Source organism: Niveispirillum sp. KHB5.9, from assembly GCF_048066115.1.
In the GTDB taxonomy this organism is placed as follows: Bacteria; Pseudomonadota; Alphaproteobacteria; order Azospirillales; family Azospirillaceae; genus Niveispirillum.
In genome coordinates this window covers 69,499-90,179 of the sequence record NZ_JBLTYX010000001.1, presented here as the reverse complement: position 1 = coordinate 90,179, position 20,681 = coordinate 69,499, and the positions used below count along the sequence as shown (strand labels likewise).

The 20,681-nt window shown below is 65.2% G+C and carries 19 protein-coding genes; 8 read left to right on the top strand and 11 right to left on the bottom strand.

The window, feature by feature from the left end; genetic code table 11:
* Positions 1–170 precede the first annotated feature (170 nt).
* From ACM9HJ_RS00345 to ACM9HJ_RS00320, 6 genes are all read left to right on the top strand, one after another.
* Positions 171–1,328, top strand: a complete 1,158-nt coding sequence (locus ACM9HJ_RS00345) for a flagellar basal body P-ring protein FlgI (protein ID WP_416569672.1) — start codon at positions 171–173, stop codon at positions 1,326–1,328.
* Positions 1,328–1,684: a rod-binding protein gene (locus tag ACM9HJ_RS00340; RefSeq protein ID WP_416569671.1), complete on the top strand. Its 357-nt coding sequence runs from the start codon at positions 1,328–1,330 to the stop codon at positions 1,682–1,684. The genes ACM9HJ_RS00345 and ACM9HJ_RS00340 overlap by 1 nt, the downstream gene beginning before the upstream one ends.
* Entirely contained in the window at positions 1,681–2,124 is a 444-nt protein-coding gene (locus ACM9HJ_RS00335; RefSeq protein WP_416569670.1) for a hypothetical protein, read from the top strand. The genes ACM9HJ_RS00340 and ACM9HJ_RS00335 overlap by 4 nt, the downstream gene beginning before the upstream one ends.
* 229 nt (positions 2,125–2,353) lie before the next feature.
* The gene (locus tag ACM9HJ_RS00330; protein ID WP_416569669.1) at positions 2,354–4,768 is read left to right on the top strand and encodes a flagellar hook-length control protein FliK; all 2,415 of its coding nucleotides are present in this window, start codon (positions 2,354–2,356) and stop codon (positions 4,766–4,768) included.
* Between the two features lie 30 nt (positions 4,769–4,798).
* Positions 4,799–5,467, top strand: coding sequence for a flagellar hook assembly protein FlgD (locus tag ACM9HJ_RS00325; protein ID WP_416569668.1), 669 nt, complete (start codon positions 4,799–4,801; stop codon positions 5,465–5,467).
* Between the two features lie 112 nt (positions 5,468–5,579).
* Positions 5,580–5,894 carry a DUF1153 domain-containing protein gene (locus ACM9HJ_RS00320; RefSeq protein ID WP_416569667.1) on the top strand — a complete coding sequence of 105 codons (315 nt, stop codon included), beginning with the start codon at positions 5,580–5,582 and terminating at the stop codon, positions 5,892–5,894.
* Positions 5,895–6,002: 108 nt separating this feature from the next.
* Here ACM9HJ_RS00320 and ACM9HJ_RS00315 read toward each other — a convergent pair whose 3' ends face one another.
* From ACM9HJ_RS00315 to cueR, 8 genes are all read right to left on the bottom strand, one after another.
* Positions 6,003–7,208: a hypothetical protein gene (locus ACM9HJ_RS00315; RefSeq protein ID WP_416569666.1), complete on the bottom strand. Its 1,206-nt coding sequence runs from the start codon at positions 7,206–7,208 to the stop codon at positions 6,003–6,005.
* A 204-nt stretch (positions 7,209–7,412) separates the two neighbouring features.
* Positions 7,413–8,834, bottom strand: coding sequence for a ribosome biogenesis GTPase Der (gene der, locus ACM9HJ_RS00310; RefSeq protein WP_416569665.1), 1,422 nt, complete (start codon positions 8,832–8,834; stop codon positions 7,413–7,415).
* A 13-nt stretch (positions 8,835–8,847) separates the two neighbouring features.
* Entirely contained in the window at positions 8,848–10,239 is a 1,392-nt protein-coding gene (locus ACM9HJ_RS00305; RefSeq protein ID WP_416569664.1) for a PQQ-binding-like beta-propeller repeat protein, read from the bottom strand.
* 19 nt (positions 10,240–10,258) lie between these two features.
* Positions 10,259–10,924 (bottom strand): tetratricopeptide repeat protein, encoded by a 666-nt coding sequence (locus ACM9HJ_RS00300; RefSeq protein WP_416569663.1) that lies wholly within the window; start codon positions 10,922–10,924, stop codon positions 10,259–10,261.
* Between the two features lie 338 nt (positions 10,925–11,262).
* The gene (locus tag ACM9HJ_RS00295) at positions 11,263–11,937 is read right to left on the bottom strand and encodes a LuxR C-terminal-related transcriptional regulator (RefSeq protein WP_416569662.1); all 675 of its coding nucleotides are present in this window, start codon (positions 11,935–11,937) and stop codon (positions 11,263–11,265) included.
* A 583-nt stretch (positions 11,938–12,520) separates the two neighbouring features.
* Positions 12,521–13,222 (bottom strand): LuxR C-terminal-related transcriptional regulator, encoded by a 702-nt coding sequence (locus ACM9HJ_RS00290; protein WP_416569661.1) that lies wholly within the window; start codon positions 13,220–13,222, stop codon positions 12,521–12,523.
* Positions 13,223–13,472: 250 nt separating this feature from the next.
* Positions 13,473–13,922 carry a hypothetical protein gene (locus ACM9HJ_RS00285; protein ID WP_416569660.1) on the bottom strand — a complete coding sequence of 150 codons (450 nt, stop codon included), beginning with the start codon at positions 13,920–13,922 and terminating at the stop codon, positions 13,473–13,475.
* Between the two features lie 198 nt (positions 13,923–14,120).
* On the bottom strand, positions 14,121–14,507 hold the full coding sequence (gene cueR / locus ACM9HJ_RS00280; RefSeq protein WP_416569659.1) for a Cu(I)-responsive transcriptional regulator: 387 nt from the start codon (positions 14,505–14,507) through the stop codon (positions 14,121–14,123).
* 290 nt (positions 14,508–14,797) lie between these two features.
* Between cueR and ACM9HJ_RS00275 the strand changes: the two genes are divergently transcribed.
* Both ACM9HJ_RS00275 and ACM9HJ_RS00270 read left to right on the top strand, forming a co-directional pair.
* Positions 14,798–17,164 carry a Tex family protein gene (locus ACM9HJ_RS00275; protein WP_416569658.1) on the top strand — a complete coding sequence of 789 codons (2,367 nt, stop codon included), beginning with the start codon at positions 14,798–14,800 and terminating at the stop codon, positions 17,162–17,164.
* 122 nt (positions 17,165–17,286) lie between these two features.
* A complete protein-coding gene (locus ACM9HJ_RS00270) occupies positions 17,287–17,625 on the top strand; it encodes a hypothetical protein (RefSeq protein WP_416569657.1) in 339 nt (112 codons plus the stop codon).
* Positions 17,626–17,676: 51 nt separating this feature from the next.
* Here ACM9HJ_RS00270 and ACM9HJ_RS00265 read toward each other — a convergent pair whose 3' ends face one another.
* The 3 genes from ACM9HJ_RS00265 to rhmD are packed head-to-tail and all read right to left on the bottom strand — an operon-like array spanning position 17,677 to position 20,507.
* Complete coding sequence (locus ACM9HJ_RS00265; RefSeq protein ID WP_416569656.1) at positions 17,677–18,426, bottom strand: SDR family NAD(P)-dependent oxidoreductase; 750 nt, start codon at positions 18,424–18,426, stop codon at positions 17,677–17,679.
* Positions 18,423–19,286 (bottom strand): fumarylacetoacetate hydrolase family protein, encoded by an 864-nt coding sequence (locus ACM9HJ_RS00260; protein ID WP_416569655.1) that lies wholly within the window; start codon positions 19,284–19,286, stop codon positions 18,423–18,425. Before ACM9HJ_RS00260 ends, ACM9HJ_RS00265 begins: the two co-directional genes overlap by 4 nt.
* Positions 19,287–19,319: 33 nt before the next feature.
* The gene (rhmD, locus tag ACM9HJ_RS00255; protein ID WP_416569654.1) at positions 19,320–20,507 is read right to left on the bottom strand and encodes an L-rhamnonate dehydratase; all 1,188 of its coding nucleotides are present in this window, start codon (positions 20,505–20,507) and stop codon (positions 19,320–19,322) included.
* Positions 20,508–20,681 lie beyond the last annotated feature (174 nt).

Below are 20,681 nucleotides of genomic sequence, written 5' to 3'. Positions count from 1 at the left end.
TTTTGCCCCGAACGCCACACGGGGCCCGCCAAGACGCCCGGCAAGGCTTGACCACCACCCCTGGAAGGCGCGCAATGCCTGGACTGGCATGGTTCTGGCATCTGTCCCGCCGACAAAGGGGCAAACAAGGCCCCGAACCGAAGGCAAGCGACAGAATCGGAACGACCGCCATGGCGACGACCGTGACCTCCACCAAAGTAACCTCGGGCAAGACCCGTATCGGTCAGCTGCTGGCCGCCATCGTGACGGCGCTGACGCTGATGGCGCCCGACATGGCGCATGCACAGAGCCGAATCAAGGATATCGCCGATGTGGAGGGCGTGCGCGACAACATGCTGATCGGGTACGGCCTGGTGGTCGGCCTGAACGGCACGGGCGACACGATCAACAACTCGCCGTTCACCGAACAGAGCCTGATCGGCATGCTGGAGCGGTTGGGCGTCAATGTCCGCGGCGACACGATCCGGACCAAGAATGTCGCGGCCGTCATGGTCACGGCCACGCTTCCCCCCTTCACCTCGCAGGGTGCCCGCATCGATATCAGTGTCGCCGCCATGGCGGATGCAAAAAACTTGCAGGGTGGCACCCTGCTGGTGACCCCGCTGCTGGGTGCCGATGGCGAGGTCTATGCCGTGGCCCAGGGTGCGGTGGCCATTTCCGGCTTCTCCGCGCAAGGTGCGGGTGCCTCCATCACCCGCGGCGTGCCGACCAGCGGCCGTATCGCCGGTGGCGCCATCGTGGAGCGGGAGATCGATTTCTCCCTGTCCGATCTGCCCTATCTGCGTCTGTCGCTGCGCAACCCGGATTTCACCACGGCGGTCCGTGTCGCCAACGCCATCAACCAGTTCGTGGGTCCGCAGACCGCCAAGGCGTCCGACCCGACCAGCGTGATGATCAACGTGCCCGCCCAGCGCCGTGCCGACCTTGTCGCTTTCCTGGGCGAGGTGGAGCAGTTGAAGGTCCAGCCCGACCAGGTGGCGCGCGTCGTCATCGACGAGGCGTCGGGCGTCATCGTCATGGGCGAGAATGTGCGCATCTCAACGGTCGCCATCGCCCAGGGCAACCTGACCATCAAGATCACCGAGACGCCGCAGGTGTCGCAGCCCGCCCCGTTCAGCCAGGGTGGCCAGACCACGGTCGTGCCGCGCACCGACATCCAGGTCGATGATGGCGCGGACAAGAAACTGGCGGTGATGCCGGCCGGCGTCTCGCTTCAGGAACTGGTCGCCAACCTGAATGCCCTGGGTGTGGGACCGCGTGATATGATCTCGATCCTGCAATCCATCAAGGCGGCTGGCGCGCTCCAGGCCGAGATCGAGGTGATGTGATGTCCGACGGCATGAAGCTTTCCACTCCCGGCTTCGATCCCCAGGCCCTGTCCCAGGCCCAGCAGAGCAACGCCGCCAACCGGCCGGCCAAGCAGCCCAACATGAAGGATGTCGGCAAGGCGGCGCAGGAATTCGAAGCGGTGTTCCTTTCCCAGATGCTGGGCCAGATGTGGCAGGGCGTGGAAGCGGACGAGACCTTCGGCGGCGGCGAGGCGGAGAACACCTGGCGCGGCATGATGATCGAGGAATATGGCAAGCAGATCGCCAAATCCGGCGGTGTCGGCCTGGCCGACGAGGTCAAGGCGGCCATGATCCGCATGCAGGAACAAGAACAAGGAAAGAAAGGACCGAAATGACGGCAAACACCCGCGCGGATGCGCTGATCGACGCCATGCGGCGGCTGACCGACCTCTTCGAACTGGAGAACGATGCCATCCGCAGGCGCAACATCCCGGCCCTGACCGCCATCGCCGACAAGAAGCCGCTGCTGGTCCGCACCTATGAGGATTGCGTGCGCTCCGTGAAGGCGGACACCGAGACGCTCCAGTTGATGGACGATGACAGCAAGGCGAAGCTGAAACAGGCGTCGGACGATTTCATCAATGCCACCCTGGAACATGCCCGCCTGGTGCGCGCGGCCACCCAGGTGACGCAATCCACCATCAACACCCTGGTCGGGGCCATCAACAAGGCCCGCGCCGACGAGGGCATGTATACAAGGCGCGGCGGTACGGTCGTGCCGGCTGCCTATACCCGCAAGGGTGCCCCCTCGATGGCTTACAACAAGTCGTTCTGAGGACGCCTCACGCATAATAGGTTATTTTTCCTACATCCACGGCAACCTCCCGGTTCGCCGCAACGCTCTCCCCTTGCCTGGGGTCATTGCCCGGCAAGCCTTGCCCAGGGGCCGGCAGCTTCTGCCTCCCGGCAGGGCCGTCCGCGGTCCAGAACCCGGCAGAACCCGCCATTTCATGCTGGCACGATAGGTGCATGGTCCCAACCGACGAAGCGCAGGAACCAAAGCCATGGACGTCTCAACCCTTTTCGCGGCACCGACCACAGCAGCCTCCACGGCCGCCCTCTCCTTTGGTGCGATGGGCGGTGCCACCGTCCAGGGCGAGGGGGTTGACGGGCTGGACAGTTTCAACCAGTTGCTGGGCAATTTCCTGGCCCTGACGGGTGGCGCGATGCCGGAAGGCGCGGTGGCTGCCGACGGGCTGACGCCTGTTGCCGCCGACGGCACCGCCGGACCGGCCCTGCCGCAGGGAGCGGCGGGATTGCTCCAGGGCTTGAACCTGGCGGCCCCGGCCGGTGCCGGCAGCCAGAGCGGCAAGCTGCTGGAAGGCCGCTGGGCGCAGTCCGGATTGAACCTGCTGGCCGGTGGCGCGCTGGCCGGGCAAGAGATGAACCAGGAAGTCGTGGCGTTCCTGAACGATCTGACGACCGCCATCAGCGCCGAGGGCGCGCCGCTGGAAGGGGAAATCTCCCTGGAAGTGGCCGTGGAATCGGTTGAGGAGGGCGGGGACGAGGTCGCGACGCTGATGCTGGCGGAGGGTGAGGTTGCCACCCTGCCTGTCGCCGATGCCGCCCTGCCGGTGCTGACGGCACCCGCGATCATTCCACGCGACGCCGCACCCCCGGCACCCGGTGCGCTGGGTCTGACACTGACCGTGGCCGGTACCGGCCTGAAGGCCCTGCCCACCGTGCCGGCATCGGAAACGGTGGCCGCCCCGGTGGCGACCCCGGTCATTCCCCGCCTGACGGCCGCCCCGATACTCCCCACCGCGCCGAAGACGGCACCCGTGGCGACCGCGCCGACGACCGCCCCGGTCGCCCCGGCGCCGGCGCCCGTCATCGCGACCGCGGAGAAGGCTGAAACCGTTGAAGCGCCGCCGCCTGTCCCGGCCACCGGCCCGGCGGTCACCGCCACCGCGACGACCAGCGCTCCCCCGGCCGGCGCTGCCGCTCCGGCGGTCGTGGCGCCGGCGGCCGATGAACGTGTGGCCGCCATCGCCCTGCCCGCCGAACTGGCGGCCACGGCCCTGACCGATGAGACGCCGGTTCCGGCCGCCGCGGCGGCGCCGCCGGCCGAACCCGCCAAGCTTGCGAAGAATGCCACGCCGGCCACCACCCCGGCCCCGCAGGTGGCGGTACGTCCGGCCGTCGCCCCGGTCGCGCAGCCCATTCCGGCCGGACCGGTGGTGGACAGCGCCCCCGCCCAGACCCCCGTGATGACGGAAACCACGGCGGTGGCTGAGCCCGCGCCCGCCACCCCGGCCGCATCCGCCGCCGCACCCTCCACCCCCGGCCCTGTGACTGTCAGCGCGACCCGCGTGGAAGCCCCACCCGCCGCTACCCCGGCCGACAAGGTGCCGGCCGTGAAGGCCAAGCCGGTGGAAGCGGCGGAACTGCCCGCGGACTCTGCGGCCGAGGCCCCGGCTGACGCGCCGGACGTGACGGCGGCCGAGCCGGCCGCCCAGACGGCGCATCCGGCAACCGCCAATGTCACCGCCAGCCCGACCCGTCCGGCCGCAACCCCCGTGCGCCCGGTGGTGACGCCACCGGCCCATGCCCAGGCCGCCGCCAGCCAGCCAGCCCCCGAGGCGGAAGCCGAACCGGCCGAGGCCCCGGCGGAGGATGAGGAGGCGACCAACAACCGCATGCTGGCCCCCCGCCATGTGGGGTCGCAGGCGCAGGCGGAGATGCAGGACGGCATTACCGGGCAGGCACAATCTGCCGGGCAGAACCAGGCCGGTACCCGTGACGCGGCCCCCCCCGCCGTCAATGGCGAGCGGGAGGATAATCTGCTGGCCCGCGCCGTCACCGCCGCCGGCAAGACCAGCGAAGGCCATGGCGCCGGGGATGAGGGTGCCAGCGGCAATCCCGACACCGGCACCCCGGCCGAAACCGTGGATGGCCTGACCGGCACCGTTCATGCGGGCGAGCCGGGCAAGGCCCAGGGCACGGATTTCGCCCAGTCGCTGCGCCAGACATCGGCCCCGCACCGTCCGGGCGCCTATATGCCGCCCACGCAACAGATGGCCTTCCATGTCCAGCGCGCCGTCCAGGACGGCAATGACCGCCTGTCCATCCGTCTCAACCCGCAGGAACTGGGCCGTATCGACGTGCAGCTGGAGATCGGGACGGAAGGAAAGCTGCGCGCCAAGGTGATGGTGGAGAATCCGCAGACCCTGGAGATGCTGCAGAAGGACGCCAAGCATCTGGAGAAGGCCTTGCAGGAGGCCGGTCTGCAGACCGACCAGAACAGCCTGTCCTTCTCGCTTCAGGACAGCGGCGACCAGGCCCGTGAACGTCAGGACCAGCGTGAGCAGTCCGGACATGGCACAGGGATTGCTTCTGAAGAGGTTGAGCAGGAAGACCCGGCAATTATCGCCCAGGCCCAGATCATGGAGCTGGGGCGGGTGGATGTCAGGGTCTGACCCACGACCCTGATGGGGAAGGATTGAGCCATGTCCATTTCCGGCGTCTCCAATTCGACCGGTACCGGCGGCACCTCCACCAACGCGAAATCGGCGCTGGGGGATCTGTCGGACAATTACGAAACCTTCCTGACGCTGCTGACCTCGCAGCTTCAGAACCAGGACCCGTTGCAGCCGACCGACACGGCGGAATTCACCAAGCAGCTGGTGCAATATTCACAGGTCGAACAGTCGATCAAGACCAACGACAAGCTGGACAACGTCATCAGTGCCATCAATAACGGCCAGCCCAACCAGGCGATCAGTTATCTTGGCAAGACGGTGGAGATCCAGTCGAACGGCATCGCGCTCCAGGATGGCAAGGCCCACCTGACCGTGTCCACCGACACGCCGGCCTCCAGTGCGGTGTTCGAGATCACCGAGGCCAAGACCGGCAAAGTGCTCCGCACCATCGAGCTGTCCAAGTTCGCGGGCACGCAGGATGTGGATTGGGATGGTCTGGACAATAACGGCAATCCGGTCGAGGACGGTACCTACAAGGGTGTGGCTAAAATAACCGGCGCCGATGGCAAGGCCATCGATGGCCAGGTATTGAGCTTTGGCCGGGTCACGGGCGTTGATCTGACGTCCACGGAGCCGTACCTGATGCTGGGAAGCTTGCCGATCACCATGACCAATGTCCTGTCGATCAAGGATTGATCATCGGGATCGCCGCGCATCATTGCCGGGGATTTGGTCTCAGCTTCACCGTTTGTTAAGGGGGCGGGCGCTATCGATACCAGGGTGTACTGGATTGAAGGCGACCCCTATCATGAAACCGCTCAACCCCGCCGCCACGTCCCGCCTCCGCGCGGAATCGGAAGCCGATGCCCAGGGCATCGCCGATGGCAGCGGTCGTCTGACGCTGGACGATCTTCCCCCGCCCGATACGCGCCGCTGGGTGATGCGGCGCAAGGCGGAAGTTGTGGCTGGCGTGCGCGCCGGCCTGTTGTCCGTTGAGGATGCCTGCGCCCGCTATGGCCTGTCGGCCGAGGAATTCGCGTCCTGGCAGGAAATGATCGACCGCCACGGCGTCCAGGCCCTGCGCGTCACCCGCCTGCAGGATTACCGCCGCCGCGAGGAATAGTCTGCACGACGGGACTGTCCCAGGCCGGCGACCGCCGGCCTGGGACCGCGTGGTCGCGCAAGCCAAGCCCGCGGATGCGGGCGACCGGCGCCTGAGGGAACAAAAAAGCTAGCGCAGATTATCCGCCACGCTGTGCAGCCCCTGGGCGCGCAGGATTTCCTGGCGCTGGCGCAGGCGGCGGCGATCTACCGACTGGCGGGTGCGGTCCCCGCCCAGGATGGTGCCATCCTCTCCCGTCAGGGATAGAACCAGCTCGTCCAGCAGGGCGCCTTCCTTGTCCGGCGCCCGCTGATCCAGCGGCCGGTCGGTATTGATCTCGCGCAGCAGCCGGTCGGCCAGGGCCGCCTGGGTCTGCGGCAGATGCCCCTGCTGAATCATGCCGGCGATGATCTTCAAGGTGGGGTTGGCCACCTGGTCGGCGATGCCCTTGCGGCACAGGACCACGGAGCCCATCTGGCGCAAGGCGGTGCCCAGGTTGGGCTGCGGCGCGAACAGTTCCTGCACCACTTCGGCGAAGATCATGGTGTCGGACAGGATGGCATCCACCTGTCGCACCAAGCCATTCTCCACATTGTCCTGGGCCAACCGGGTCAGCGCATCGACCTTGGACAAGAGCGACCGGCATTCGAACAGCCAGATGCTGATCAAGGCGTTCAGGACATAGTCGTGATGCTCTAGTCCCACCTTCTGCGCGACGATGCTGGACAGGCCGCCCAGATCCTGCCCTTTGAAGTCGGGAAAGCTGGCACGTTCGGCCGCGAAGGCGCGGGCTTTCTGCTGGGCCTGGGTGACCAGCGTATCAAGCAGCTGCATCCGCTCCTTCACCGGCACGCCCAGGGCCGCCGCCTGGGCGGAACCGACGCGATGCAGCCCAGCATTTACCAAACCCTGCGCATCCTGCAATTTGCGGATATGGCTGAAACTGTGCAGCAGTTCGGTGGTGCAGATATTGGCGCGCTGCAGATAGTCGCGCATCACCTGCCCAATGGTCCGCCGCCCGTCGGCCGTGAACAGGTCATCCACGATTTTGCAGACAGCCAGTTCGCCGACGGGGGTGGAAATGACGATGGGCTTCTCCTTGGGCGGATTGGCCGTGGCCTCATAGACCACCATTTCCGAACTGGCGGAACTGGACAGCACGCGGTGGCGCACCACCTTCACGGCCAGGGTCTTGCCCAAGCGCAACAGCAGCTGCGCCTCGTTGACGGCGTCCTTCTCCTCATCGCACAGGGCATGCAGCTGCCAGCGGTCATCCTTTTTCAGGAAGACTTCAAAGGTCTTCTTCTTGTTCCAGAAGCTGGCCCCGAAAATCATGACGCCCCAAACCCTATCCGATTAGTCTTAGTCTAATGGATAGGTTCGGTTTGGCAACTATCCTGTTGGCGTGGAAGGAAAACCGTCACACGTGCCCGGAGCCATTCAACGTCGGAACCTGGGCACTATCCCAACACGGTCATTTCCACGATCGCTGGAGGCCGACGGATGTCGGCGCCCGGCGCCTGAGGGAACTACAAAACCTCAATCGTACGGATTCGTGCTGCCCTTGCGCAGCAGCAGGCGGATGGGCACGCCCGGCAGGTCCAGATGCTCGCGCATGCCGTTGACCAGATAGCGGGAATAATGGTCCGGCAGGTCCACGGGCTTGCTAACGAACAGGGCGAAGGTCGGCGGGCGGCTCTTCACCTGGGTCATGTAGCGGATCTTCAGGCGACGGCCATCGACCAGCGGCGGCGGATGGCTGGACGTCATGTCCGCCAGCCAGCGGTTCAGCGCCGAGGTCGGGATGCGGCGGTTCCAGACGCCGTAGGTGGTGACCACCGCGTCCAGCAGATCGACCAGCCGCTGGTTCTTGAGGGCCGAGATGGCGACGGTGGGAATGCCCTTCACCTGCGGCAGGGAGGTCTGCAACCGGTCGGCCATACGGCGCAAGGCGGCGTTCTTGTCCTGGACGGCATCCCACTTGTTCAGCGCGATGACCAGGGCGCGGCCTTCCTCCACCACCAGCCGGGCGATGGTCAGGTCCTGCTTGTCCAGGATACCGTCGGCATCCAGCACCAGCACCACGACATGCGCCATGCGGATGACGCGCAGCGTGTCCTGGTTGGCCATCTTCTCCAGCTTGGCCTCCACCCGCGCCCGCTTGCGCAGGCCCGCGGTATCGACCAGGCGGATGGGACGGCCCTTCCATTCCCATTCCACGGCGATGGCGTCACGCGTCATGCCGGCCTCCGGGCCGGTCAGGACGCGTTCTTCGCGCACCAGGGCGTTCAGCAGGGTGGACTTGCCCACGTTCGGCCGGCCGACGATGGCCAGTTGCAACGCCTTGGGCTCATCCTCATCGATGAATTCCTCGCCCTCGCCCAGATCCTTGCGAACGCTGGCCTCGGCGGCGGCTTCGTCGAAAGCCTCCTCCTCCTCCGGCTCGTCATCCTTGGGCATGAAGGGCTCAAGGGCGGTCACCAGATCGGCCATGCCCTCGCCATGCTCGGCCGACAAAGGCACCGGCTCGCCCAGACCCAGTTCGAACGCCTCGATCAGGCCGGGGCGGCTGGCCGCACCCTCGCACTTGTTGGCGATCAGGATGGTGGGCTTGCCGGCCTTGCGCAGCCAGTTGGCGAAATGCTTGTCCATGGCCGTGACGCCGGCACGCGCGTCGATCAGGAACAGGGCCACGTCGGCCCGTTCCACCGCCCGCTCCGTCTGGCGGCGCATGCGCGACTCCAGGCTGTCGTCGAACACGTCTTCCAGGCCGGCCGTATCGACCACGGTGAATTCCAGCCCGCCGACGCGCCCGTCGGCGGCGCGCCAGTCGCGCGTCACGCCGGGCTGGTCGTCAACCAGGGCGATCTTCTTGCCGACCAGCCGGTTGAACAGGGTGGACTTGCCGACATTGGGGCGCCCGATGATGGCGACCGTCAGCCGGTGCGTGGCCTTGATCACTTAAAACTCCGTATTACCGATAGGCGACCAGGTCGCCATCTTCCGTCAAAAGATAAAGCGTTTCGCCGGCCACGACAGGGGCCTGCAGGGTGGGGCCGGACAGTTCGGTGGTCTTCAGCACCTTGCCGTCGGCCACCGACAGTTCGACCAGTTCACCCTGGTTGTTGGTCAGGATCAGGCGGCCGCCGGCCACCAGGGGACCCGTCCACAGGACCGGATCCTCCTTGTCCTCCTCATCCTCCCACTGCTGAAGCTGGGAGATCCAGCGGACGCGGCCATCCTTCTTGGTCAGGGCCACGACCTGGCTGTCATTGGTGGTGACGAAAATCCAGTCGCCGATCACGGCCGGGGTGGTGATGCCACCGATATCCTGTTCCCAGACCCGCTGGCCGGACCGGATATCCACGGCCGCCATGCGGCCGGAATGGCTGATGGCATAGGCGATGCCGTCGGCGATGACCGGCAGGCCGCGAATATCTGCCAGACCCGTCAGGTTCTCGCCCCGGCGGACCGAGGCCAGGCTGTCCTGCCAGGACTGGCGGCCGTTTTCCACGCGCAGCGCGAACAGTTCGCCCGACGAATAGGGGACGATGGCCGTGTCACCCTCGACCGCCGTGGCGGAACCGCCCAGCAGGGCGGCGGGCTCCAGGAAGCCGGTGTGGTACCATTGCAGCGCACCGCTTTCCGCCGACAGGGTGATCATCTGATTATCGGTGGTGGAGACGAAGACGCGGCCATCCGAAACGGTGGGGGCGGAGCGAATCGGACCGGCGATGCGCCGGCGCCAGACGACCTCGCCATTGTCGTAATCCAGGGCCACGGCCTCGCCGAAGCCGTTGGTGGTGTAGATGCGGTTATCGACCACAGCCACACCGCCGCCGAACGCCTCGCCATCCTGCTTCTCGCGCAGGATGTTGCGGGTCCAGATGCGCTTGCCGGACTGGGCGTCATAGGCATGCAGGTCGTAATCGGTATCCAGCACGAACAGGCGGCCGTTGGAAATCACCGGACCGGCCAGCAGGCGCATGCTGCTGTCGGAACCGGAGACCGACGTGCTCCACACCTTGCGCAGGTTGCCGCCCAGCGCGACATGGCCCGGATTATGGGCGGGGTTGCCCCCGGCCTGGGCCCAGTTCGGGTTGGCCACCGCTTCGGGCAACGTCACTTCCGACGCCGTCACCTGCGGATCGACCTCCAACTGCTGCTGGAGCTGGAGAACCGAGATGCGGTTGCCGCCCAGCTTGGGGCCGTCATCCTCGCTGGAGAACCAATCGGTGATGCCGCAGCCCGACAGCAGCAGGCAGGCCAGCAGCGGTGCAGCGATGCGGGCGGCCGCGCGGTAACGGGTCAGGGCGGTGCCGGGGCGACGGGACGCGGCGGCGGCGGAACGGGTGGTGTCGACCATCTTATCCTTGATCCCGGACTTATTTCGTCGCCGCGTAGAGCGCGGCCAGTTCGGTGGCGCGGGCGCGCAGGCCCTGCGGGGCGGTGGCGTCCTCGGACAGTTCCTTGAACAGGGCGGCCGCACCGGCATTGTCGCCGGCACGCGCGGCCAGCAGACCCGACGCCTCTGTCGCCGATGCCTTCCAGGCGCCCGCCTTCAGCAGCGGGGCCAGACGGCCGCGTAGGGCCGCCGCATCGCCCGTGTCCAGCTGCAACTGCACCGACAGCAGGGTGGCCAGATCGCGCAGCATCGGGTCGGCCCCGGCGGTGCCCGCCACCTGATCGTACAGCTTCACGGCATCATCGCGCTGCCCGTCGCGGGCACGCAGGCCGGCCTCGTACAGGCGGGCCAGGTCGGCATGGCCGGCACCCAGCTTGGCGGATGCGGCGGCCAGCGCCTCGGCGGCACCCTTGGTGTCGGGCTGGGTATTCTCGTCGGCGGGGCGCAGCTTGGCCAGCGCCTCGGACAGGACCGCCGTGCGCTCTTCCATGCGGGTGGTGCGCCAATGCTTCCAGCCGACATTGCCGGCCGTGGCCGCCACCACCAGGATTGCGGCCGCGATGACCAGGCCGCCATACCGCTTCCAGAACTTCATGATCTGGTCGCGGCGCAGATCCTCGTCAACTTCACGAAAGATATCGGACATGCATCACCCTCGGCTGTTCGCCGAACCGAATGAATAAAGGGCGGCGATAGCAGACACCCCGTTCCGGGTCAAGGCGCACGCCCCGTTCCGGCCCAGGCGGCTGCCCCGCTGTTCCCCCCTTGCACGCCCGACAGGGGCGGAACAAGCGGTGATCACGGCGACACAATACGCTGCTTTCTGGCAATTGCGGGGCAAAAAGCAGGAGGCGGCATCAAGCCGCCCCCGATAAGCCGTCCGATACTGGATAAACGGGGATCGATCGGGCCGACGACTGCCGGGCCGCCCATGCGGCGCCAAGCCAAGCCACCGGATGGTGGCGCCCGGCGCTTGAGGGAACATCAAGCCGTCGTCGCCGCCACCTGGACCACGGGCAGGTCCAGCCAGTCGGCCGCGACCATGGCCTGGGTGCGGTTTCGCACCCCCAGCGCCTTGAAGATGGCGGTGATGTGAATCTTCACCGTGCCCACCGTCAGGTCCAGCGTGTCGGCGATTTCCTGGTTGTTGCGGCCGTTGCGGATCATCGACAGGATCTCGCGCTGGCGCGGGGTCAGCTGCTTGCCCGCATCCTCGCGGAAGAAGCCGGCGGGCACCGGACCCGCCACGGTCATCAGCGGTTCCCCGCCCGGCCGCATGGCCACCACGGGCGGCACGAAGACGCCGCCGTCACGCACCACCTCCAGCGCGCTGGGCAGCTCCTCCCCCACATCGCCTCGGCGGACATAGGCGCGGGCCCCTTCACCCAGGGCCGCACGCATGCGGTCGGGATCGTTGCCGCCCACGGCGATCAGCGGCACCGACGGGCAGCGCTGCACGAATTCCTTGATGGCGCCACGCACGGCCATGGTGGTGGACACCATGCCGACCAGCGGCTCCTGCGGGTAGCGTTCGGCCAGCCGCGCCAGATCGGCCAGCTCCGCAACTTCGTCAACCGCATCGCCCAGCCCGGCGCGGCGCACCAGCTGCCGGACACGGGTTACGAAAGCGGCTTCATGATCGATCAGTATCAGACGCATTTTCCACGGCCTCTACGCTTCTCCGCAACCTGTCATGGGTGTTTGGGTGCAGAATTTCCCCACTGTACATGAGTTCCCTGCTTCCTACAATTTTATGCAGCAGCCGCTGCAAAAAATTGCATGGAGACAGGAAATCTCCACCGACCCGCAAGCAGCGGCACGCCACAGGATATAATCCATACCACTACCAATATGATGTGGTCAGCCTGGACCGTAAGGACGGTGCCGATACTCGTTGATCAAGCACTTAAATCGAGCTTTCACCCGATCCGCCATGCCCCAACAACTTCCCTTCCGAATTTAGGAAGTTATTAACTTTTTCCCTTGCTACCCATGCGCGATACTCAACTTATACCAAATTTTCAAAAATGTAATACCGATGTAACGCGCTATCCCTTCGGATAGCGATGGAGCACCCCCGTGTTCACCGCATGAGGACGGGAGTTCAACAGGGAGTTTCGCCGTCAACATACTTCGATATGCAGTCGCGATTCGATTGCGCTTGTCATATGCACATAAGAAGAACGCCGCCCTTGGGGGCGTCCCAGGGCGGCGTCCAGGGGTCGGTCAGGGAGGACCGGTCTCAGGCGGAAGCGGCACCGGCGGTTTCCGGCGTGTCGCTGTTGGCGGCCTGGGTGCCTTCATGATGGCCCAGCCCGTTATTCATGGCCCAGATGGCGGCCTGGGTGCGGTTGACGGCGTTGATCTTGCGCAGCAGGCTTTTCAGATGGACCTTCACGGTGGCTTCCGTGATGCCCAGCGAGCCGGCGATGATCTTGTTGCTGTCGCCATCGATCAGGCAGCGCAGAATCTGCGTCTCACGCTGCGACAGACCCTTGCGCAGCGCCGTGATCTCCGTGGCGGGCTGGGGCTGCACCTGCCCGGTGACCAGCAGTTCGGCCAGATGGGTGGGGAACACCTTCTCCCCCATCATCACCAGGCGCAGGGACTGGGCCAGCGCGTCGGCCGACATGTCCTTCATCAGATAGCCTGACACTCCAGCCTCCAGCGCCTGGGTCAGGCGCCGTGCGTCCAGCCCGCCGGTCAGGATGACCACCGGCGCTTCCGGCCGCTGCTGGCGCAGCTGGCCGATACGGGCCAGGGCACCCATATCCTCACCGGGATCGACCAGGACCAGTTCGGCCCGCACCGAAGGATCGGCCATCGCCTCATCGACGCTGGCATATTCGGCCGTCACCTGGAACGGCACATCCAGCAGCAGGCGGCTCAGCCCTTCCCGGAACAGCTTGTTCGCGTCGATCAGAATCACGGTCTGCATGCTCATGGCGTTCGCTCCTACCCGGCCGGTGGATGGCGCCCCCAATCCTTGCGGATGGCGATGGAAGGCGAGAGGCACCGGCATCTTCAATCCATATAGACTTTATCCTTCTCCATTGGCGCCCAACACCCCTCTAAGGCCGTATTTTTCGAATACTTTCGGCCTATGCCAGTAAACAAGTCACGAAATGGCCAGAATTGGGCCGTGACATTGCCGCATAGGCTTTAAGCAATAACCATATTCATAGATGCCGGGATCAGGTCATATCCCGGTCGCTTATCCTATTCATGATCTGGATTAGATCGAATATGAATTTAATTCCGGCCAATGTCACCGGCATCTTCGGCACAGGGCTGGCCGGGACCAAGACAACGTAGTCATGCGGATGACGCAGGCCGCCCTGAATATCATCGCATGGCTGATGCTGCGTCGCAGCAAGGGGCGGGGGCGGCCATCCTGTGGATGAACGCCAATTCATATTCATTTGGAAGGGTTTATCCATGGAACGACGCGGCACCGCGGTCTGCCTGGACTTTTCATGAATGTCCATAAAGCTGTCCACCGGTGGCACTGGAAACGGCAACAGCCCCACAAGGGGGCTGTTTTGTGCTTGCCATGGCAAGCCGTCCGCGCCATATTGTGCATCGCAGCACGTTGTGCTGCTTGCCCTTATCGGGCGTTTCCTCCCTAAACTCAGGCCGCTCATTGAGCGGCCTTTTCTTTTGGCCGCTCGCAGCGTGAAAGCAACCCTTGTTGAAACAAGTGAAGCGTTCCTGCCCGGTGGAAGACTATTTCTTTCAAATCGTGACCCAGGTCAAGCCATTTTCTTCCGATCCCTTAAAAAATCCTTAAACGGTGGCAATCGGGCCGATATTGCCGGCCGATATGTAGGCTGGAAGCGGTTTCAGCCGGCCAACCCCTCCAGAATCGGGCAATGCGGGCGTTCATCGCCATGGCAGCGGTCGGCCAGATCGGTCAAAGTGGCACGCATGGCCTGCAGCTCCGCGATCTTGCGATCCAGCGTGTCGATATGGGACAGGGCCAGCTTCTTCACCTCGCACGATGACCGCCCCCGGTCGGCCCAAAGCCGCAGCAGCGCGTCCAGATCGTCCAGGGAGAAGCCCAGATCGCGGGCGTGGCGGATGAAGCGCAGGGTATGGATGTCGCCATCCTGATAGACGCGGTATCCGGCATCGGTCCGCACTGCCGGCTTGATCAGGCCGATGCTTTCATAATGCCGGATCATCTTGGCCGACACGCCCGTGGCCGCTGCCGCTTCACCGATATTCATGCCCGCCGCTCTCCTTTGGTCACATGCCAAAGATGGGCCAGCTGCGGGCAAAAAAAACCCCGTCGCCATGGGCGCCGGGGTTGTTCAGGTGGGAACTTCTGGGAGGGAAACAACAGAAGATGTTGCTGAAAGCAGTTATAGGGGTGGAACAGTTATTGATTAGTTAATCGCCTTCACCTTTTATGCGGTGCTGCACTGCGCTTATGGATAGTCCCCGCTGGCGACTTCCCCCACCCTGCCCGATGCGCTATCACCGCCAACCCTGATCATCGCACCCAAGGTCGCGTTCCATGCTGTCCATCGCCCAGAAGATCGCCGCTGAGCTTTCCGTCCGTCCCGCCCAGGTGGAGGCGGTGGTGGGCCTGCTGGATGAGGGTTCCACGGTTCCCTTCATCGCCCGTTACCGCAAGGAGGTGACGGGCGGCCTGGACGATACCCAGCTGCGCAACCTGGAAGAACGGCTGCGGTATCTGCGCGAGATGGAGGAACGGCGAACCACCATCGTCGCCAGCATCAACGAACAGGGCAAGATGACGCCCGAGCTGGCCAAGCAGATCGCCGATGCCGACACCAAGACCCGGCTGGAGGATCTCTACCTCCCCTACCGCCCCAAGCGCCGCACCAAGGCGATGATCGCGCGCGAGGCCGGGCTGGAGCCGCTGGCCGACCGGTTGCTCTCCACCCCGACCCTGTCGCCGGAAGGTGAAGCCGCCGGCTTCGTCAGCACCGACAAGGGTGTCGCCGACGTCAAGGCGGCGCTGGAGGGTGCGCGCTCCATCCTGGTGGAACGGATGGGCGAGGATGCGACGCTTGTCGGCCGCCTGCGCGATTTCAGCCAGACCCAGGGCCGCGTCGTGTCGGGCCTGGTGGAGGGCAAGGCCGAGGAAGGGGCCAAGTTCAGCGACTATTTCGATTTCAGCGAGCCGCTGACCAAGATGCCCTCCCACCGTGCCCTGGCCCTGTTCCGCGGCCGCGCCGCCGGCATCCTGGACCTGAAGCTGGCCGTGGGGGACGAGCCGCCGGCAGGATCGCCGCACCCGGCCGAGGGCCTGATCGCCGCCGCTTTCCATATCCAGGACCGGGGCCGCGCCGCCGATCGCTGGCTGGCCGAATGCTGCCGCTGGGCCTGGAAGACCAAGATCTCGCTGCATATCGAGCTGGACCTGATGAATGTCCTGCGCGAGAAGGCGGAGGATGAGGCCATCCATGTCTTCGGCCGCAACCTGAAGGATCTGCTGCTGGCCCCGCCCGCCGGGCAGCGCGCGACCCTGGGCCTGGATCCCGGCATCCGTACTGGCGTGAAGGTCGCCGTGGTCGATGCCACCGGCAAGCTGCTGGATACCGGCGTCGTCTATCCGCATGAGCCGCGCAAGGATTGGCAGGGATCGCTGGCCACGCTCGCCGCCCTGGTCAAGCGCCATGACGTGGACCTGATCGCCATCGGCAATGGCACCGCCAGCCGGGAGACCGACAAGCTGGCCGCCGACCTGATCGACCTGCTGCCCGACCATCGCATGACCAAGGTCATGGTGTCGGAGGCCGGCGCGTCGGTTTATTCGGCATCGGAAGTCGCGGCATTGGAATTCCCCAAGCTGGATGTGACCCTGCGTGGCGCCATCTCCATCGCACGGCGCCTGCAGGATCCGCTGGCCGAACTGGTGAAGATCGATCCCAAATCGATCGGCGTCGGCCAGTACCAGCATGATGTCAGCCCGGCCAAGCTGTCCCGCGCCCTGGATGCCGTGGTGGAGGATTGCGTGAATGGCGTCGGCGTCGACCTGAACACGGCATCGGTCCCGCTGCTGGCCCGCGTGTCGGGCCTGTCGGAGACGGTGGCCAAGAATGTCATCGCCTTCCGCGATGAAAAGGGCGCCTTCCGCTCGCGCCGGCAGCTGCTGGACGTGCCGCGGCTGGGGCCGAAGGCGTTCGAGCAGGCGGCCGGCTTCCTGCGCATCCGCGACGGGGAGAACCCGCTGGACGGCTCATCCGTGCACCCGGAAGCCTATCCGCTGGTCGAACGCATCCTGAAGAAGACCGGCCGGCCGCTTTCCAAGCTGATCGGCGATGTCGGTTTCCTCCAGTCCCTCGACCCCGCCGATTTCACCGATGACAAGTTCGGCATCCCTACCGTCACCGATATCCTGAAGGAGTTGGAGAAGCCCGGCCGCGACCCGCGCCCGGAATTCAAAACCGCCCAGTTCAAGGACGGGGTGGAGGAACTGAAGGACCTCCAGTTGGGCATGGTGCTGGAAGGGGTGGTCACCAACGTCACCGCCTTCGGCGCCTTCGTCGATGTCGGTGTGCATCAGGATGGGCTGGTCCATATCAGCCAGTTGTCGCACAGCTTCGTGAAGGACCCGCACGCGGTGGTGAAGGCCGGCGACATCGTCAAGGTCAAGGTCCTGGAAGTGGACCTGAAGCGCAAGCGCGTGGCCCTGACCATGAAGCTGGATGAACGCCCCGCCCCCGCCCGCCCGGCGGCACCGGCGGGTGATCGCCGCGACGACCGCCGTGGCCCGCCGCCGTCACGGGCGCCGCAGGGCCAGCAGCAGCGGCCGCCGCAGCAAAACAACCCGCCGCCCAAGAAGCCGGCCCCGGTGGAGGATAACGCCTTTGCGGCGGCATTTGCGGCGGCAAAGGCGAAGGGCAAGCGGTGAGGCAGTCCCCTCTCCCTCCCGTTGGCTAACGCCAACGGGAGGGAGAGGGAAAGTCAACCTCCCCAAAAAAGCCTCAATCCCCTCATCCTATTCCACCGGGGATAAGGGGAACGGGGGACATCTTGCGACTACTGTACCGCCTCGCGTCGCTTGCCGGCGCGCTGCTTTTGTCTGCCTGCACCAATAGCCCACCGCCACCGCCCGCACTCCCAATCCGGCCGATCAGTATCGGCAACGGTGCCGGCAGCCAGTTCGGCAATTACGAGAATTACGAGACCGGCCAGACCCATCCCGGCCCCAATGGCCCCTGCCCCATCTTCGCCTGGGACCGGCCGATCAGCGTGAACCGCGTGATCCGCTACCTCTCCGCGTCCTGCAAGGTGCCGGGCGGCATCCGCATCCTCGACCTGGGCCGCCAGATCGTACCCATGGACCAGAGCCCCTTGGGTACCGCGCAATAAAAAGGCCGGCCCAACCGGACCGGCCTTCTCCAACTCGAAACCGCTGAAAACTCAGTACGTCGTGCGGCCACCGGAAATGTCGAAGGTCGACGCGGTGGTGAAGCTGCATTCGGCGCTGGCCATCCAGCTGATCATGGCGGCCACCTCATGCACCTCGCCCAGACGCCCGGCGGGGATCTTGGACAGCATGTAGTCGACCTGGCTCTGCGGCAGCTGTTCCAGGATCGGGCTCTTGAAGGTGGCGGGCGTCAGCGCGTTGACGCGGATGCCGGTCTTGGCCAGTTCCTTGCCCAGCGACTTGGTCAGGCCGATCACGCCCGCCTTAGATGCCGAATAGGCCGATGCGTTCGGGTTGCCTTCCTTGCCGGCGACGGAGGAGACATTGACGATGCGGCCGTAATCGTTCTTCAGCATGTGCGGCACGACCGCACGGCAGCAATAGAACAGGCCGTTCAGGTTGATGTCGATGACCCGGCGCCAGCTGTCCAGCGGGAACTCATGCACGGGCACCGTAGCGCCCGTGATGCCGGCACTGGCTACCAGCACATCGATGCGGCCGAACTTTTCCGCAACCGTGGCGGCGGCGGCGGTCACCGCGTCGGCATCGGTCACATCCAGCGGGATAACATCCACGGCACCCGTGGTGGCCTTGGCCTCGGCCAGGGCCGCCTCGTTCTGGTCCCACAGGACGACCTTGGCACCTTCCTGCGTCAGGCGGGCGGCGACCTCACGGCCGACGCCGGAGGCACCGCCGGTGATGATTGCCACCTGCCCCTTGAAACGGTCTGCATAGACGGTCATGCAACACCTTCCTGGGTCCAGGCGACAACGTTCTGCTGCTGCACGCCCAGCTTTTCGATGCCCAGGCGGATGGTGTCGCCGGCCTTCAGGTACTTCGGCTCCGGCTTCTGGCCCAGGCCCACACCCGGCGGGGTGCCGGTGGTGATCAGGTCGCCCGGCTCCAGCGTGATGAACTGGCTGATATAGGCGACCAGCTGACGGCAGGTGAAGATCATGGTCTTGCTGTTGCCGTTCTGGAAGCGGTGGCCATTGACCTCCAGCCACATGTCCAGGTTCTGGGCATCGCCCACCTCGTCCGACGTCACGACCCAGGGGCCGACCGGACCGAAAGTGTCGCACCCCTTGCCCTTGTCCCAGGTGCCGCCGCGTTCGGTCTGGAATTCACGCTCCGACACGTCGTTGATCAGCACATAGCCGGCGACATGGTTCAGCGCGTCTTCCTCGCTGACATAGCGCGCACGGCTGCCGATGACGATGCCCAGTTCCACTTCCCAGTCGGTCTTGACCGACCCCTTGGGGATCATCACCGGATCGTTGGGGCCGGTCAGGCAGGAGACGGCCTTGGTGAACAGCACCGGTTCCGCCGGAATCGGCAGGTTGCTTTCGGCCGCATGGTCGGCGAAGTTCAGGCCGACGGCGATGAACTTGCGCACGCCGTTGACCGGCACGCCGTAACGGGGCGACCCCTCGACCGCCGGCAGGCTGGCGACATCGATGGCGGCGATCTGGGCCAGACCGGCCGGGGTCAGCACGTCCGGGGTGATGTCATTGATGTGGGCGGACAGGTCGCGGATGATGCCGTCAGCATCCAGCAGGCCCGGCTTTTCCTGGCCCTTGGGGCCGTAACGCAGCAGCTTCATGATTTGTGGCTTTCGTGATCGGAAATGATTGGATTACTTGCCGGCACCGACATAGGGACGGTGCAGCTTGACCTCGCGGTTCAGCTCCACGCCGAAACCGGGCTTGTCGGACAGTTTCAGCTTGCCATTGACCGGTACCGGCTCGCCCAGCAGCTGGGGATGGAACATCGGCACGACCTGATCGGCCTTGGGCGCCATCATCAGGAATTCGGCGAACGGGCTGTTATGCCGGGTGATGACGAAATGGTACGAGTACACCGACGACCCGTGCGGGATGACCATGATGCCGCGGCTGTCGGCCATGTTGGCGATCTTGACGATCTCCGTCATGCCACCGCACCAGCCCACGTCCGGCTGGATGATGTCGCAGCAATCCATCTCCATCAGCATGCGGAAGCCCCAGCGGGTGGCCTCATGCTCGCCCGTCGTCACCAGCATGCCGGTGGGGGCCTTCTTCTTCAGCTCGGCATAGCCCCAGTAATCGTCGGGCGACAGCGCCTCTTCGATCCATTTCAGGCCATATTCATGCGCCTTGTGGGCCAGCTTGGTGGCGTAGTTCAGGTCCAGCGACATCCAGCAATCGAACATCAGCCAGAAATCATCGCCCACCCGCTCGCGCATGGTGGCCAGTTCCTCGATATTCTTGCGCAGGCCCTCTTCACCCTCGGCCGGGCCGTGATGCAGGGGCATCTTGCCGCCGATGAAGCCCATCTGCTTGGCCAGATCGGGCCGGGCGCCGGTGGCGTAGAAGGTCAGCTCGTCACGGACGGCACCGCCCAGCATGTGATAGACCGGTTCCTGCCGCAGCTTGCCCAGCAGGTCCCACAAGGCCAGGTCGACACCGGAAAGGGCGTTCACCACCAGGCCCTTGCGGCCGTAATATTGGGAGCCGAAATACATCTGGTCCCAGATCTTCTCCACCTCGACCGGCGAGCGGCCGATCAGGAAGCGGGAGAAATGCTTTTCCACCAGATAGCAGGCGGGCTCGCCGCCCGTGGTCACCGCGAAGCCGATCGTGCCGTCCGCCGCCTCGATCTCCACCACCAGCGTGCCCAGCACGTTGATGCCGAAGCTCTGCCGGCTCTGGCGGTATTCGGGGTAACGGGACATCGGCGTGGCGATATGGTCATCGATCCAGTGGCCGTCGCCCTGGTCGTGATAATCGGCACCACCGCCGCGCACCACATAGGCGCGGACATCGCGGATAACGGGGAAAGCCATGGTGTTTTCACACTCCCTGAAGGGCATGGCGCAGAGGTGCAGCGGCACCCGCCATGTTCTCAATTGTGGGACACAGTTTTATAAAATGGGACAAGCACTGTCAACAGCAGCGGCCTTGTCCCGGGGTGGGATCGGGCTTGCCATCCATTTTGGTTTATGAGACACCATTCCGCA